The 15554-nt window shown below is 63.7% G+C and carries 12 protein-coding genes; 9 read left to right on the top strand and 3 right to left on the bottom strand.

Translation table 11 applies throughout. From position 1 onward, the window contains the following. Positions 1–66: 66 nt before the first annotated feature. The 3 genes from HNP00_RS06700 (at position 67) to HNP00_RS06710 (ending at position 5824) form a co-directional block, all read left to right on the top strand. Positions 67–1257 carry an exonuclease SbcCD subunit D gene (locus tag HNP00_RS06700; protein WP_184737206.1) on the top strand — a complete coding sequence of 397 codons (1191 nt, stop codon included), beginning with the start codon at positions 67–69 and terminating at the stop codon, positions 1255–1257. After that, a complete protein-coding gene (locus HNP00_RS06705) occupies positions 1254–4274 on the top strand; it encodes an AAA family ATPase (protein WP_184737208.1) in 3021 nt (1006 codons plus the stop codon). Before HNP00_RS06700 ends, HNP00_RS06705 begins: the two co-directional genes overlap by 4 nt. Before the next feature lie 119 nt (positions 4275–4393). Beyond that, positions 4394–5824: an MFS transporter gene (locus HNP00_RS06710; RefSeq protein ID WP_184737210.1), complete on the top strand. Its 1431-nt coding sequence runs from the start codon at positions 4394–4396 to the stop codon at positions 5822–5824. A 36-nt stretch (positions 5825–5860) separates the two neighbouring features. Here the strand turns inward: HNP00_RS06710 and HNP00_RS06715 are convergent, their stop codons facing one another. Next, a complete protein-coding gene (locus tag HNP00_RS06715) occupies positions 5861–6472 on the bottom strand; it encodes a TetR family transcriptional regulator (protein WP_184737212.1) in 612 nt (203 codons plus the stop codon). A gap of 200 nt (positions 6473–6672) precedes the next feature. On the opposite strand from HNP00_RS06715, the gene HNP00_RS06720 reads away from it, so the two are divergent. The 6 genes from HNP00_RS06720 to HNP00_RS06745 all read left to right on the top strand — a co-directional run bounded on the left by HNP00_RS06720 (position 6673) and on the right by HNP00_RS06745 (position 13488). Further along, complete coding sequence (locus HNP00_RS06720; RefSeq protein WP_184737214.1) at positions 6673–8352, top strand: amidohydrolase; 1680 nt, start codon at positions 6673–6675, stop codon at positions 8350–8352. 85 nt (positions 8353–8437) lie between these two features. Further along, positions 8438–9430 (top strand): ABC transporter substrate-binding protein, encoded by a 993-nt coding sequence (locus HNP00_RS06725; RefSeq protein ID WP_184737216.1) that lies wholly within the window; start codon positions 8438–8440, stop codon positions 9428–9430. A gap of 32 nt (positions 9431–9462) precedes the next feature. After that, positions 9463–10239 carry an ABC transporter permease gene (locus HNP00_RS06730; protein ID WP_184737218.1) on the top strand — a complete coding sequence of 259 codons (777 nt, stop codon included), beginning with the start codon at positions 9463–9465 and terminating at the stop codon, positions 10237–10239. Further along, on the top strand, positions 10236–11012 hold the full coding sequence (locus HNP00_RS06735) for an ABC transporter permease (RefSeq protein ID WP_184737220.1): 777 nt from the start codon (positions 10236–10238) through the stop codon (positions 11010–11012). Before HNP00_RS06730 ends, HNP00_RS06735 begins: the two co-directional genes overlap by 4 nt. Positions 11013–11077: 65 nt before the next feature. Beyond that, entirely contained in the window at positions 11078–11884 is an 807-nt protein-coding gene (locus tag HNP00_RS06740) for an ABC transporter ATP-binding protein (protein ID WP_184737222.1), read from the top strand. Beyond that, complete coding sequence (locus HNP00_RS06745; RefSeq protein ID WP_184737224.1) at positions 11881–13488, top strand: sulfatase; 1608 nt, start codon at positions 11881–11883, stop codon at positions 13486–13488. The genes HNP00_RS06740 and HNP00_RS06745 overlap by 4 nt, the downstream gene beginning before the upstream one ends. Before the next feature lie 74 nt (positions 13489–13562). On the opposite strand, the gene HNP00_RS06750 is transcribed toward HNP00_RS06745, so the two are convergent. Further along, positions 13563–14522 (bottom strand): helix-turn-helix domain-containing protein, encoded by a 960-nt coding sequence (locus tag HNP00_RS06750; protein WP_184737226.1) that lies wholly within the window; start codon positions 14520–14522, stop codon positions 13563–13565. 147 nt (positions 14523–14669) lie between these two features. Continuing rightward, positions 14670–15491, bottom strand: a complete 822-nt coding sequence (locus tag HNP00_RS06755) for a molybdenum cofactor biosynthesis F family protein (RefSeq protein WP_184737228.1) — start codon at positions 15489–15491, stop codon at positions 14670–14672. Positions 15492–15554: the final 63 nt, after the last annotated feature.

A 15554-nucleotide genomic window follows, 5' to 3' on the forward strand; every position in this document is an offset into this window, starting at 1 on the left:
GCGCTGATATTGCCGGTGCCGCCGTGCCGCGTCAAAAATGTCTGTGCCTCCGGTTAGCGTGAAATCATGAAGCTTCTTCACACTTCGGATTGGCACCTGGGCCGCTCATTCCATGGCGTCGGGATGCTGGATGCCCAGCGCAATTTCATTGAGCAATTGCTGGCAGTGATCCGCGAGCAGTCGGTCGATGTCGTGCTGATTGCCGGTGACGTCTACGATCGTGCCCTTCCCGGACTGGATGTTGTGAAGCTTCTCGACGACGCCCTCGTGCGGATCACGGACGCTGGCGCCAAGGTAGTGCTGACAAGCGGTAACCACGATTCCGCGATCCGCCTCGGGTTCGCCTCACGCTTGCTGGAGCGCGGGGGGGTCCATCTGCGGACCCGCCTAGAGGATCTGGACTCCCCGGTCTTGTTCACTATGGATGGGAACGACGTCGGCGAAGCTCTGCCGGGTGCCCCGGTGCTGGCCGTCTACGGCATTCCTTATCTTGAACCGAGGCTCGTCGCCGAACGGCTCGGTACACAAACAGCTAGTCACTTCGACGTCACCCAGTCAGCCGTGCACCTTATTCGCGAGGACGTCGCCCGGCGGAGCGAGACGGGACCTGTGCATTCCGTCGTGCTGGCACACACCTTCGCGAGTGGAGGCATTACTTCGGACAGCGAACGCGATCTGAGCATCGGCGGTTTGGGAGCAGTGCCGCTTGATCTCTTCGACGGCATTGGCTACACGGCCTTGGGCCACCTTCACGGACGCCAGGAACTTTCGGAGCACGTCCGGTATTCGGGTTCGCCGCTGGCCTACTCTTTCTCCGAAGCCAAGCATCGGAAGGGCGCATGGCTGATTGACGTCGGAGCCGACGGCGTGAACCACGTCGAGGAAATCTTGTGGAAAGCGCCGCGGGAGCTGGCGATTCTCAGAGGGAAGCTCGCCGAGCTTTTGGAGGCAGAGGAATACAAGTGGGCCGAATCCGCCTACTGCCAAGTCACGCTCACGGACTCCGCGCGGCCGGCGCAGGCCATGGAACAGCTGCGTACCCGCTTCCCGGACACCCTGGTGTTGGGCTTTGATCCGGAGGACGCCGAGGGAAGGGCCAAGGCCAGCTACAGCAGCAGGCTTGCCGAAGCTGAGGACGATCTCGGAGTTTGCTGCGGTTTCCTTGATCACGTACGGGGAAGGCCCGCCGACGAAACTGAACTTTCCGCGCTTCGTGAAGCCTTGGAAGCGGTTCGGCTGGAAGGGGCGGAGCTGTGAGAATCCACCACCTTGAGATTGAGGCTTTCGGGCCCTTTGCCAAGGTTCAGTCGATCGACTTCGATCAGCTGGGCGCCCAGGGTCTGTTCCTCCTGAACGGTGCCACCGGCGCAGGCAAGACGAGCGTGCTCGACGCCATCTGCTTTGCCTTGTATGGCTCCGTGCCCGGGGCTCGCCAAGACGGCAAACGCTTGCGGAGCGACCACGCGGAACCAGCTGCAGAGCCTCGGGTTGTCTGCGAATTCTCGGCGCGTGGTAGGCGCTTTGAGGTCACCCGCTCCCCGGCGTGGGACAGGCCCAGTGCCCGCGGACGCAAAGGCTTCACCACCCAGCAGGCCAAAACCCTCCTGCGTGAACGGGTCAATGGCTCGTGGGAAGAAAAGACGTCCCGGAACGACGAAGCCGGTGCGGAAATCGGTGACGTCCTCGGGATGGACCGGGAGCAGTTCACCAGGGTGGTCATGCTCCCGCAGGGAGATTTTGCGGCTTTCCTACGCTCCAAGGCTTCCGACCGGCTAGACCTGCTCCAGAAACTCTTCGGCACCCAGCGTTTTGAAGCCATTGAGCAGCAGTTGGCATTCCAGGCAATCACCGCGCGCGCAGCGGTGCAGGACAACCAGAACGGTCTTCACTTGCTCCTGCAGCGGGCCGAATCGGAGTTTGCCCAACTGGGCATTGAAGAGTCTGTGGACCCGGAGGTCCTTGACGTAAAGTCTGGCGTGGCGGCGCCCGAACTCAGGCTCGGCCACTTGGAAGCATGGGCGCGGGCCGAATCGGCGGAGCGGCACCAGGTGGCCAGATCCGCAGACATTGTCAGGCTTCGGCTGGCCGACAAGCTCAATTCCGCACGGGAACGGGTCCAACGCCACGCGAAGCTCGACGCCGCCATGCTCCGCCACGAAGCGCTCTCCGCACGCGCGGCCGAAGTCCAAGAAGTCCGCGATCGTCTAGGACGCCACCGGAAGGCCGCCGTCCTTGGCGGACAGCTCGACGCCGTAGACCGCGCCGCGAAAGCGCTGGACCTGGCGGGCTCGAAAGCCGAAGCCGCTACGGCGAAGCTTCTTGCAGCCTCCTTGGACGCAAGCGATCCCGCGGTGGCCTTGGCCGGAGTTCAGGAAACCACAGCAGTCCTGGAGGCCCGGGTTGGAGACGAACAAAAGCTTGAGGACATCACTGCCAGACTTGTTGCACTCGACGTGGCGGCCGGGGGGCGGGACGCGGCCAAGGCGGCAAGGTCCATAGCCGTCGCAGGGCTTCGTGCGGAGGCAGCTGCCTTGGAAGCCGGCCTGGGCCCACTGGAGGCCGCAGCCCTGGAATTGCCCCTCCGCGAGAGCGAAGCCGCCGCCGCACAGAACACTGTCAAGACGGTGGCCCGTCGCACCGCGGCCCTCGAATCACTCTCCGCGGCCGTCAAGCGGCACGCGTTCGCCCGTGCGCTTTCCCAAGACCTCCGCCAACTCTGGCTGGATCTGCGCGAATCCCGGTTGGCCAACGCCGCCGCCGAGCTCGCAGCAAAGCTGCATGATGGTGATCCTTGCCCTGTCTGCGGAAGCGTTGAGCACCCCTCTCCAGCGCCAGCCGGACTGACGGCCTTGGCCCTTGCCGAGAAAGAGCAATCCGCCCACGAGCGCTATGACGAGAGCGAGCACGAACTACTTCAGGCGGCGGCTGAGCTCGCCTCGGCCGAGCAGGAAGTCGCCGTGCTCGCCGCCCAAGGCGGAGACATCGATCCAAAGGAAGCCGCTTCCGCGGAGGCCTCGGCCAACGATGCCCTCGCCTCGGCACGCTCCGCCGTCGAAATACTCAAGCGAGGAAAGGAAGATCTCACCCGCACGAAGGAGCGCATAGCCCGCTTGGAGGATGAACAACTCCAGGAGGACACGGCTGCTGCGCAGGCTGAGTCAACCATCGCCGTGCTGGGCGAACAACGCGAGTCCCTGGACTCCTTGCTTTCGGGGCTTCGTGATGGCTTCGACACTCTCCGCGCCAGGATCGAGGCATTGGCGGGGCAACGCGTGCTCCTGCAGTTCGCCGTAACTGCAGGCGCCCAGTTGGAAAGCGCCCGACAGGCCTTGGACGATGCGTCCACAGCCTTGGAACATGCTCTTTCGGCAAACCACTTCGAAACAGCCGAGGATGCCCGGCGCGAGATCCTCGACGAACAGCACGCCGCCCGCTTTGACGAAGTCGTCAGGGCTTCCGAGACCGAGAGTGCCCGTCTCGCGGAGCTTTTTGAGTCCGAGGACCTTGTGCTTGCTGCCAAGGAATCCCAGATCGGCGAGGTGCCTTTGTCCGCCGTCGAGCTCGCCGCCCTTGAACAGGAGGCCGGGCAGGCGGAAGAAGCGGCCCGCCGTCTTGCCCTCGCTGCGGGACTCGCCGCCCGCACGGTAGAGAGCCTGGCAACGATCCGCTCGCAGTATGAAGAAGCTGCGGCGTCTGGTCGGGAACCCCGCGAACGCGCCCGGGTGCTCAGCGAACTCGCCGAAACTGCCAGAGGGTCGGGCGACAACGGCTACAAAATGAGCCTCAACAGCTATGTCCTGGCTGCCCGGCTCGAACAGGTCGCAGCAGCGGCGTCGGAGCGCCTTGTTGCCATGAGCGACGGCCGTTATACCCTTCAGCACACGGACGCCAAGGCGGCCCGGGGCGCGAAATCCGGTTTGGGCCTCGAAGTCGTGGATGAGTGGACAGGCCAGCGGCGGGACACCGCCACGCTTTCCGGCGGAGAATCCTTCATGGCCTCGCTCGCATTGGCCTTGGGGCTCGCGGATGTTGTCCAGCAAGAGGCCGGCGGCGTAGATATCGAAACCTTGTTTGTCGATGAAGGCTTCGGGAGCCTTGACGAGCAGTCGCTCGAACAGGTCATGGATGCGCTGGAAGGACTACGCGACGGCGGCCGGGTCGTTGGACTCGTCAGCCACGTTGCGGAAATGAAGCAAAGAATCAGCAGTCAGCTTCAGGTGATCAAGAGCCGAAACGGCTCCATTGTGCGAATCGTCGATGCGGTGGCCGCCTAGGACGGGGCCACAAGGAACAGACACACCGCCCGGGAGCAGTCCGGTAGACTTGGAGGGTTACACCGGGTCGCGCGCATCGGGAGGAGGGACGATGCGCACCATTCAGCGAACCCGGAATCATGAACTCCTTCCCACGAAACGCCGCGGCCAACACCGCGCTCGAGCCTGCCCCATCGCAGCCGGTCCTGCTAGATTCAGCTGCTCCTTCTACCGCGCAGCGCCGTTCACGTCTGCCCGGCCGCTTCGCGCGCCTGCCCGAACTTGCTGGCCGAAACTTCCTGCCGCTGGGACTCTTCGCGAGGCTGCCCCTCGCCATGCTGACCGTAGGCACCCTGACACTTGTCACGGCTGTCAGCCATTCTTACGCCTTCGGCGGCCTGGCCGCCGGCGCAGTCGGCATCGGGTCGGCCGTAGGTGCGCCGGTGCTCGGCTCTCTCGCTGACCGGGCAGGTCAGCGTCCGGTCCTGCTCGTAGCCGCGGCCGTCAACGCCATCACAGTCATTGCACTGCTTGTCGCGGCTTACCTGACGCCGGACTTCAACGCGCCCACGGACGCGATTGCCATTCTGGTGACGGCCTTCCTCGCTGGGGCGAGTTGCCCGCAGGTGGGTCCCATGGCCCGGGTTCGCTGGATGGCACTGACCACAAGGAACCTGGCCACCCGGAACCTGGGCCCTGGAGCTAGCGGAAAAGCCGCCGGTTCCGCCAGTGTGGCGGCGAGTCGTGCCGACTTGGATACTGCCTTGTCCTACGAAGGAACCGCAGACGAGGTCACTTTCGTCCTAGGGCCCGCGCTGGTTGGCATTTTGGCCAGCCTGGTAGCTCCTTGGCTGCCGCTGGCATTGGCCGCGGTCCTCACTGCCACCCTCGTGCCTGCTTTCGCCGTCCATCCTTCGCACTTGGCCGTGGTGCCGGCTAAGCGCAAGGCACCGGCCGCCGTCGGGAGCGCTCCTGACGGACAGAGAACAGGTGTCCGTTCCCTTGCCTGGTTGAAGGTAGCCGTTCCGGTATTGGCCATGGTCTGCATGGGAACATTTTTCGGCGCCACGCAGAATGCGTTGAGTGCGTTCTCCGCCCAGTTTGCCACCGCCGAAATCGCGGGGCTGATGTATTCCGTCATGGGCCTGAGCTCCGCTGTCGCCGCCCTGTCTGTTGCCTACTGGCCGCAGCGCTTTGGACTTGCCATCCGTTGGGTGCTTGCTGCCGCGGCGATGACGGCGTTCTCGCTGTTGTTGTTCCTTCCGGCCGGGATCTGGCCAATGGTCATTGTTTTGCTCGTACTGGGAATTCCGGTGGGACCCGTCATGGTGACGGTCTTTAGCATCGGGGGAGTGGTGGCTCCGGCCGGCCGCATGGCAACGGTCATGACGGCTTTGGCGAGCGGGATCGTGGCCGGTACGGCTTTGGGCGCCTACCTTGCGGGCCAGTTGGCACAGACCCAAGGTCCCGGCGCCGCTTTTGTGGTGTCCACGGCCGCTTCGGGTGCGCTTCTGGTGCTTGGGATCGTTGCGGGACTGGTCCTTCGGCGCAGGCCGTCCACTCGACAGTAAGGCTTCGACTTTCAGGCGCGGACAAGAACCAAGCCGTCAGCTGTAGTCGAGCGCGCCTGTCAGCGAACGTGCCAGCAGGTCGACGAGCCCCAGGGACCGTTCCTCGTCCGGATCGGCCAGATGCTGCATGCTGATGCCGTCGATGCCGGAGATGAACAAGCGCGTGACCTGTTCGAGGTTCACAGGAACGGGGTCGCCGGCAGCTTCAGCTGCACCGCGAAAGAGATCCAGGGTTGAACTGATCCACCCCTCGTACATGGTCCTGTTCATTAGGAGTGCTTGCGGCTCATCATCGGGTCCCACGCGGAAGCGGCGCAGCAAGAGCTCAAACGTGGTTATCTGCTCATGCGGATTCTGCACCATGCGGGTCCAGATACGCCGGGCGTGGGCCTGGATCACGTGTTCCAGGCCCAACTCCGGTTCGCCGACTGGAGGCAGTGCCTGCGCGTAGTCGCGGCTCAGGAAGTTGTACACCTCTTGGAGCAGCTCATCTTTGTTCCGGAAGGAATAGTGCAGCGCCGCCAAGGGTGCGTCGGCTTCAGCCGCGATGCGCCGCGTGGTGGCGGCGGCCAGTCCATCGCTCGCGATGACCTTCGCGGCCGCACGCACAAACTGCAACCGGCGCTCTTCGACCGGAACTCTGGCCATGGTGTCCTCCCAGATACGTCGTTGACCATCCTATGTCCGGCTCCGTCGCTTCCTCGGAAGCGCGGCGGCGGTGGTCATGAAAGCAACTAAACAAGAAAGTTCGCCATAAACCTAGTCAAATGACCTAGTCAAACGACATACTTGGCTTCAATGGGTAATCGAAGTCACACTTACGAGTGCGCGAAAGGTCGGAGGCAGCGATGCAGCAATTCGCGGAACTGGTCATGGTCAATGGCCAGGTGCTGCCAATGGTGGACGACGGCTCCGGGCCGGGTCCCTCCGCAATTGCGATCCGCGCCGGCAAGATCACGATGGTAGGCAGTGACGGCGACGTGCTGGCCCAGGCCGGCCCGGACACTCGAGTTGTTGACGCCGCGGGCGGAGCCGTCATCCCTGGAATCAACGATGCGCACCTGCACTTCATTGCTTCCTCCATGGTCGGATTCGGATACCTGGGCGTGGGCTCCGCGGAATCGTGGGCAGGGGTGAGGTCCATGATCGACTCGGCAGAACCCGGAGCGGACGGCTGGATCCGTGCCCACGGCTGGGATGAGGTCCTGATTGGCCCCGAGCATGGTGAATTGCTGGATGCCCGGCCGGACGTAGCGGTTGTTGCCTTCGATAAGACCGGACACCAACTCCTGGCCAACCGGGCTGCGATGGCCGCCGCCGGGATCACCGCAGGAACGGCCGATGTTCCAGGGGGAGTTGTCGCGCGGCTGACCGATGGGAGCCCCCGCGGCCTGTTCAAGGACGGCGCCATGGAACTCATTTCACGAGCCCTGCCGCCCGTGCCCGTGGAGACCTTGAGACGCTCGGCCCTGTCCATGCAGTCCCTGCTGCACCAACAAGGCATCACCTCGCTCACTGAACCCGGATTGGGACCGGCCAGCGCCGGGCTGCTGGACGGAACGGGTTCGACGGCGGCACTCAAGCTGCTCGGCGATCTCGCCGTCGCGGGGGAGCTGAGCCTGCGTATGAATGTCCTCCTCCTGTTCGCCGGAACCGGGGGAGTGAGCGCTGAGGCGGTAGCGGATGGACTGGCTTCAGGGCTTGCCACCCATTACACGGACCGCGGAATCGACGAACGGCTCCTGCGCATTGCCGGGATCAAAGTTTTTGCGGACGGAATCCCTCGCAGCGGGACGGCCTGGATGTCCGAACCCTACGGAGATGCGTGCAAGCACGGCAGCCTGGTGGTCCGCGGCGGGAGTGACGCCGAACGGGTAGCCGAACTCGGCAACATCCTGGAACTGATCGATATCGCTGGCTTGCAGGCAGGGATCCACGCCACAGGCGACGCCGCCACCGAGGCCGCCGTGGAGGCCTTGATTGCCCGCACTGACACCGTGGCCAGACGGCACTACATCATCCATGGTTCCTTCAGCTCGCACCGGACGTTGGACACCATGGCGGCCCGGACCATCGGCTACAGCACCAACCCGCTCATCCGTTCGATGGCCGGCGACGCGATGCGCTCCATCCTGGGCGAGGAACGCTTTGAGCGCCATCAGCCTCTTCATTCCGCATCCATCGCAGGAGTGCATTTCAACCTGGCATCGGACTCACCTGTCGCGTCCACCGACTGGCGCCGCACGGTGATTTCCGCCGTCGAGCGCTCAACGCGGACCCGCCCCGGACGCAAGGACGATCCTGAACGGATCTCCGGCACGCAGGCCCTCGCCGCCATGACCAGCCAGGCCGCTTGGCAGGACCATGCAGACCACTTCAAGGGGTCCCTCCGTGCCGGAATGGCGGCAGATCTTTGCCTTCTGGCCGAAGGCTGGCCCGACGACGGAAATATCGGGGCATTGGCCGAAAACGATGTGCTCATGACCGTCAGTGGTGGGCGGGTCGTCCACGACGCCACCGGCAATTGACATACCAAGACGTCACCCCCATGGATTCCCGACAAGAAATGCACCCCAACTTCGGCAACTAGCCGTACTAGCAAGGAGACACACGATGCGAAGAAGCATTCCCCTCGTCCTGGCTGCCACTGTGGCACTCACGCTCGCTGCCTGTGGATCGGGCCCTAGTCCCTCATCCGCCAGCAACCCGGCAGGACTTACCACTCTCAAGGTCGGCACCATCGGCATCGGCTCGGACGCCGCGTTGCAATTGGCGATCGATAAAGGCTACTTCAAGGAACAAGGGCTGGACGTCCAGGTCTCCGTCGTGGCCAACCCTCCCGCCGGCGTGGCTGCAGCCCAGAGCGGACAGCTGGACCTGACGTATTCGCCGTCGATCCCCATGCTTAACGCCCTTAGCCAAAACGTCCCGGTGACGATCGTCGCCGCCGCCGACGGATACGCAGACGACGCCCTGAGCACGAAAGACCTTTCCAAAGTTGACGACACCGCGCTTGTTGCAGGGAAGAATTCCGGCATCACCCGGCCCAAGGACCTCGAAGGCAAGTCCGTTTCCGTTCCTGCCCGCAAAGCCCAACTGGAAGTCACCGTCAGCAAGGTCATCAAGGACGACGGCGGGGATCCGGCCAAGGTCAACTGGATGGTCCTGGACCCGTCCTCGGCCATGCAGGCGCTCAAGGCAGGACGGGTCCAAGCGGCATCGCTGATATCCCCCTTCAGCTCGCAAGCCGTCAACGACGGCGAAAAGCTCCTTGCCTCGCCGGGAATCGAGTTCTTCGGGAAGGGCGCAGTCGGCCTCTGGCTGGCCGGCAAGGGCACGGTGGCCTCCAAGAAGCCGGCCTTGGAGGGATTCAAGAAGGCCATCTACAAGGCCAATGCGTATGCCAACGCCAACCTCCCGGAAGCCCAGGAGCTGGGTGCCAAGATCACCAAGACCAGCCTTGACGTCGTCCGGGCCGGAGCTGCGAACTACTGGCCGGTGACCGTGCGCGTCGATGACATCGAACGCGTCGACAAGCAACTGGTGGATCTGGGCTTCCTGAAGCAGAGCGTGCAGCTCGCGCCCGACCTCATCATGGGGAACTGAACGGCCCCCACCAAGCTCCTGGAGACGCAATCATGAAAATCCAGCCGAAGACGCTGCTTACCAGCGCTGCAGGCTTCCTCGTGGCGGTGGCTGCGTGGCAGCTGGTCGCCACCGGACCCATGGCCGGCGGGCCACTGCCAACGGTCACCTCGGTCGCGGTAAACCTCGCCGCCGTCGTCGTTACGGAGGCCTTCTGGACTTCCCTGGCGACGACGGTGGGGATCGCCTTGCTCGGACTGTTGACCTCCGCCGTCGCCGGCATTGCACTGGGCATCCTGGTGGGAAGTTTTGAGCCGTTCCGCTACGCGACGGTGGCGGTCCTGGAGTTCCTCAAGCCCATTCCGCCGATCGTCATTCTTCCCTTGGTGGTCCTGGTCCTGGGGCCCACCGGCCAGATGTCCTGGTTCCTGGTGTTCCTGGGCTGCCTCCTGCCGATCATCATGCAGACCGTGGACGGGGTCCACGACGCCGATCCGGTGGCCCGCGATACGGCCCGTTCCTACGGACTCAAAGAGCCGGAGATCCTGCTGCGGGTGGTACTGCCCAGTGCGATGCCTTTCATCGGCACGGCCATCCGGGTGGCGGCGCCCGGCGCCCTGATCATCACTGTGGTAGCCGGCCTGTTGGGCGGCGGCCCGGGGCTCGGCCAGAGCATCTACCAAGCCCAAGCCGGTGGCGACTATCCGACCCTGTATGCCCTGGTGATCGTCCTTGGCGTGCTCGGAATGTTCTTCCAGGGCGCTACCAGCGCTGTGGAACGCCGCATGCTCCACTGGCACGAATCCTTCCGAGAGGCGGCACACCGATGAACCGCAAACTTCTGCTCTGGCTTCTGGGAGCGGGTACCCCGGTGCTGCTCCTGCTGCTGTGGTGGGCAACCTCGCTTCAATCTACCGACACGTTCTTTCCCCCGCTCAAGGACATCCTGCAGAGCTTCCAGCAGCTGTGGCTTTTCGCCCACTTCCAATCCGATGTCCTGGTCAGCCTGGGCAATCTGCTGCTGGGCTACGCGATGGCCTCGGCGGTAGGTGTGGCGCTCGGCTTTGTCATCGCCTTGGTGCTGGTGGCTCGGAACGTCCTTGAACCCCTGATCCATTTCCTACGCAGCATTCCGCCCGTTGCCCTGGTTCCGATCTTCATTTCGCTCGTGGGCTTCGGCACTGAGATGCGGGTCTTCAGCATTGCGTTGGCGGCACTGTTCCCCACGCTGATTGCAACCGTTGATGGTATCCGCAGCGTAGATTCCGGGCTGAAGGACGTAGCCCGCGTGTACCGCTTCACGACGGTGGAGAAGGTCACCCAGGTCTATTTGCCCTCGGCGGCCCCGCAGATCTTTTCCGGGCTTCAAGTGAGCCTCCAGGTTGCTTTCGTGGTGATGATCGCCAGCGAAATGCTCGGCCCTTCGCAGGGCATCGGAGCAATGACCCTGCTGGCCCAGCAGAGCTTCATGATTTCGGACATGTGGGCCGGGATCCTGCTGCTGGGGGTCATCGGCTTCGCCGCGAACATTGTCTTCAGCCTCATCCGCCGCCGGGTGCTCGCCTGGTACATCGGATCCCGTCGATTGGCCCGATCATCATGAAAACCATCTTCAGTACTTCCCGAACTTCCAGCGCCGCGACTGCGGCCCAGCCCGGAAAGAATGCCATGACCGAAGAGATCGCCCCCGCCGATACCACGTCGGCGCCGCCCCGCCTCGACGTTTCCCACCTCGCCAAGACTTACGGAATGGGGGACAAAGCCCGGACCGTCATCGAGGACCTGACATTCACTGTGGACGCCGGCGAAGTGGTCTGCATCGTCGGCCCATCCGGCGTGGGCAAGACCACCCTGCTCAAATGCCTTGCAGGCCTGCACCCCTCCAGCAGCGGGCGGGCCGCCATCGACGGCCGCACCATCAGCGGACCTCCGCCCGAAATGGCACTCGTGTTCCAGGACTACAACCGTTCGCTCATGCCTTGGCTCACGGTACGCAAGAACCTCATGCTTCCGCTGCGCCACCTTCACCTGAGTGCCGCCGAACTGAAGGAGCGCTGCGACGACGCCCTGGCCGCCGTCGGTCTCTCGCATGCCGAACACCAATACCCATGGCAGCTCTCGGGAGGCATGCAACAGCGTGTCGCGATTGCCCGCGCCCTCGCATACCGCCCGGAGATCCTGATCATGGATGAGCCGTTTGCTTCCGTTGATGCGCAGACCCGCTTCGACTTGGAAGACCTCTGCCTCAAGATCCGGCGCGATTTCAACATGACCATCCTGGTGGTCACCCACGACATTGATGAAGCGGTCTATCTGGCCGACCGGGTTGTGGTGCTGGGATCCAAGCCTGCCCGCGTCTTGCGGATTGTCGACGTCGACCTTCCGGCTCCGCGTGACCAGATCACCACGCGCTCGCTGCCCGAGTTTGCCCGGCAGCGCACCGATGTCCTCTCGCTCATCAAGCGGCCGGCATGACAATAGGCAACGGCGGAACCACCGGCCGCCCCAACATCTTGTTCATCATCGCCGACCAACTGCGGGCAGACCATCTCGGCTTCGGCGGCAACAACACCGTGAGGACACCGAACCTGGATGCGCTCGCGGCCAGGAGCACCGTGTTCACGGAGGCCACGGTAGCCAACCCCACGTGCATGCCCAACCGGGCCAGCCTCATGACGGGTCGGTGGCCCTCGGTTCATGGAACCCGCTGCAACGGCATCACCTTGGATCCGGTGGCACGAACACTGCCCCGGGTGCTGCGCGGCGAGGGATATCGGACGATCGGCGTCGGGAAGCTCCACCACCAGAATATGGGCTGGGAGTTCGAACCCCACCAGCAAGCGGAGATCGCCGCGGTGGCCCCATTGCTGGTAGAGGCGCGTGCAACAGATGCCAGGGAGCCCGGCTTTGCCCCGGGCTGGGACCAATGGGAAAACCGCGACGCCCATGACGAGCGGTTCATCGAGCTGCCCGCGGATTACTACGGCTACAACCATGTGGACCTCGTCATCGGTCACGGCGACCGGCCCGGCGGACACTACGTCCACTGGGCCCGTGAGCGCGGCATTGATCCGGCAGCGGTGGGCGGGCCTGAAAACTCGTCCAGTGCCTACAGCGGATGGGAACAGGTATACCAGACGGCGGTCCCAGCCGAACTGCACCCCAGCAGTTACGTCGGCGAGAAGGCGATCGAGCAGCTGAAAGATGCCGCAGGCCAGGACCAGCCGTTCTTCATGTTTGTCTCATTCCCGGATCCCCACCATCCCTTCTCGCCGCCGCAGGGATACGCCGACCTCTACGATCCGGATGCAATTGAACTCCCCATCGGCTTCAGCCAGGATCATTCGAGGTCGCCCGAGCATGTGCGCCGGATGATCGAACACCGCGGCGAACCGAACATCGATCCCACCATGACGTGGGCGGCCACCGAGGAACAGTACCGGCACGCGGCGGCCGCCCAGTACGGCTTGATCACCCTGATGGACGAACACATCGGGCGGATCCTGGATGAATTGGAACGCCAGGGCCTGGCTGATGACACCATTATCGTTTTCACAGCCGATCATGGTGACCTCTTCGGCGACCATGGGTTGATGCTCAAGCATTTCGTTCATTACCGGGCCGTGACGAACGTTCCGTTGCTGATCCATGTGCCTGGCGGCATAGGCCGTCAAAGCGACGCACTGGTGTCCAGCACCGACCTTGCCCCGACCTTGCTGGAACTTGCCGGCGCGCCGTCCTACCGGGGGATCCAAGGCAGATCCCTGTCGCCGTTGCTGGAAGGCCGGACTGACATGCATCGGGAGCGGCTATTGGTCGAGGAGGAACAGCCCTTCGGCTTGGACGGGTTGCCAGGGCCGGTCCGCATGCGCACTGTGATCACCGCAGATGGCAGGTTGACCTGCTACTTCGGCAACGGGATGACCGAGCTGTACGACCATCGTTCCGATCCGGACGAGCTGGACAACCTCGCTGGAAATCCGGAGCACCGCGAGTTGGAGCAGCGGCTCATGCAGGCGATGCTGGAGGAAATGGCTGCCGTGGCCGATGAGGGAACGGCGCCCACGGCAGCCGCCTGAGGCTGAGCCAATTCGGGGCCGGAACTCCCTTTTCAAGTGCAAAGCCGTGGGCGTTCGTGCGCCTTTCTCGTTGATCAGGGCTCGTTGCGGTAACCAGTGGGCGAATTGCCGAAGGCGGCACGGAAGATGCGGCTGAAGTGTGCCGCATCCGTGAAACCCCAGCGGGCGGCGATGGCTGTGACGGGTCGTTTGGCCAGGACGGGATCCCGAAGGTCCCGGCGGCAGCGTTCAAGCCTGCGTTGCCTGATGGAAGCGGCCACGGTGGTGCCGATCTCCTGGAAGAGGTCGTGCAGGTGCCGGGTCGAAATGTAGTGCGCCGCTGCGATCGAGCCCGGTCCCAAGTCCGGATCGCCGAGATTGCCTTCGATGTAGTCGTGGATCCTGCTCAGCAACAGCAAGTGAGGGTCGCGGCCGGTGTCGATCAACTGGTCCAGCTCGCCGTTGAACAAAGTGGTAACGAGGTCCAGGGCGTTGTGGGCCAGGCGCAGGCCGTTGGCGCCGGACAATGCTTCCAGATTGTCTGCGAGGCGCACCAGGAAGGGGCTGATGATCTCTCCGAGGCCTTCGTTGCCGGGGATTCTCAGTGCGGTGACCTGTCCCATCGCTTCTGCCGGGAGGTCCAGCAGCCCGTGCGGAAACATGAGTACGAGTGTTCGGAACTCTCCGTCAAAGGAGAGCTCGTACGGCCTGGACGTGTCGTAAATGGCGAGGTCGCCAGGACTCAGCACGGCTTCCCGATCATCCTGGACGAGCCGGCCGCTGCCGGAGAGTTGGATGCTGAGCTTGAAATAGCGCCCCGTGGACTTTGCGATCAGCGCCGGGGTCCTCACAACAGTGTGCCGCCCGGCCTTGACTTCAACCACCGAGATGTCACCAAGAACCCGGGAACGCATGCTCCCATGAAACGTGGGAGCATCGTTGGAGCGGACCATCAACGGCACGAACGACTCGGAGATGGCACGGCTCCAGTCCTGGAAACTGTCGGCCACGACTGTGTGAACGGTGGCGGAGCCGGCATCGGCCACGGCGGTCATCAAACTCCTTCTTAAGTGCCCCCCGCGCCGCAGGCCGTTGGCCTGCCCGGTGTGAGCTTGGCCGCAATTCTACACTCCTGTGATTCGAAGCGTGCCGCGCGCATCCGGCGCGGTCCCTCGTGAGGGGCCGCGCCGTCGGCACGTCAATCATCGTGCGGGGTCGAACTCCTCGGGATGCACGGTGGTGGAAATCAAGTGGCCGAATGCCCCGAACGTGAAGTGCGTGGGCACCTCGCCCGACTCGTCGAGTCCGAACAGTGCGCCATGGGAGCGGATGCTGCGCACGTTTCGGTGGTCAGCGATGGTTACCGAAGCGCAGGGGATGACCTTCTCACGCCAAGCAAAGACGAAGATGCCCGGGCGGATTTCGTAGACCGTGTTCTCATCGGTGTCGGCAAGGCCCTTCTCCGGGCCGGCAAGGCACTGCCAGGTGTACCACTCAGGGCTCAAGTAGATGTGCTCGTAGGCGTGCTCCGGGCTATAGACCCACAACACACGCCGGCCAATAAGGGCACGGCTCGGGGAGGGGGCTGTGCCATTCGTCGGAACTTCGACGATGGTGCTGGCATCGAACAGCTGTTTTACCCGCGTGCCCTGCGAATCCTCCTCGTCGATGATCGTGACAACCGTCAGCGACCGGCCCGACTTCAGGTCCAGCACCAGGCTGACGGCGTCGAGCGGACGCACTTGGGTGTGGAACTGGACGAAGTAGAGGTCTTCCTCAACCTGGAACGCCTCGTAGGAATCATCTCCGCGCTCGTCGCCGTGCGGATCGCCCTCGGCCGCATCATAGGCCCAAATCACGCGGTCTTCGGTGAACGTATGCGTGATCACGGATCCGTTCGAGGCGTTGATGGTGATGGTCCGCCCGGCCAGGTCCGGTGAGTGGGGTGCCTTGTTGGCGTCGAAGCCAGGGGCCAGGCCATCCAAGGGCAGCCAATTGGCAGTGTCGAGAAGATTCACGCTCATGTGGTTCCTTCCAATTCTCAGCAGCGGGGCCGGCAAGCGCCGGCACTGCTTTGAGTATTGGGC

Origin of the sequence: Arthrobacter sp. AZCC_0090 (assembly GCF_014207375.1) — a bacterium.
Lineage (GTDB): Bacteria > Actinomycetota > Actinomycetes > Actinomycetales > Micrococcaceae > Arthrobacter.

Excerpts from the sequence above, each read along its gene's own strand:
- HNP00_RS06700 (WP_184737206.1), top strand. The coding sequence starts at position 67 with ATGAAGCTTCTTCACACTTCGGATTGGCACCTGGGCCGCTCATTCCAT.
- HNP00_RS06710 (WP_184737210.1), top strand. The coding sequence starts at position 4,394 with ATGAACTCCTTCCCACGAAACGCCGCGGCCAACACCGCGCTCGAGCCT.
- HNP00_RS06715 (WP_184737212.1), bottom strand. The coding sequence starts at position 6,472 with ATGGCCAGAGTTCCGGTCGAAGAGCGCCGGTTGCAGTTTGTGCGTGCG.
- HNP00_RS06720 (WP_184737214.1), top strand. The coding sequence starts at position 6,673 with ATGCAGCAATTCGCGGAACTGGTCATGGTCAATGGCCAGGTGCTGCCA.
- HNP00_RS06725 (WP_184737216.1), top strand. The coding sequence starts at position 8,438 with ATGCGAAGAAGCATTCCCCTCGTCCTGGCTGCCACTGTGGCACTCACG.
- HNP00_RS06730 (WP_184737218.1), top strand. The coding sequence starts at position 9,463 with ATGAAAATCCAGCCGAAGACGCTGCTTACCAGCGCTGCAGGCTTCCTC.
- HNP00_RS06735 (WP_184737220.1), top strand. The coding sequence starts at position 10,236 with ATGAACCGCAAACTTCTGCTCTGGCTTCTGGGAGCGGGTACCCCGGTG.
- HNP00_RS06740 (WP_184737222.1), top strand. The coding sequence starts at position 11,078 with ATGACCGAAGAGATCGCCCCCGCCGATACCACGTCGGCGCCGCCCCGC.
- HNP00_RS06745 (WP_184737224.1), top strand. The coding sequence starts at position 11,881 with ATGACAATAGGCAACGGCGGAACCACCGGCCGCCCCAACATCTTGTTC.
- HNP00_RS06750 (WP_184737226.1), bottom strand. The coding sequence starts at position 14,522 with ATGACCGCCGTGGCCGATGCCGGCTCCGCCACCGTTCACACAGTCGTG.
- HNP00_RS06755 (WP_184737228.1), bottom strand. The coding sequence starts at position 15,491 with ATGAGCGTGAATCTTCTCGACACTGCCAATTGGCTGCCCTTGGATGGC.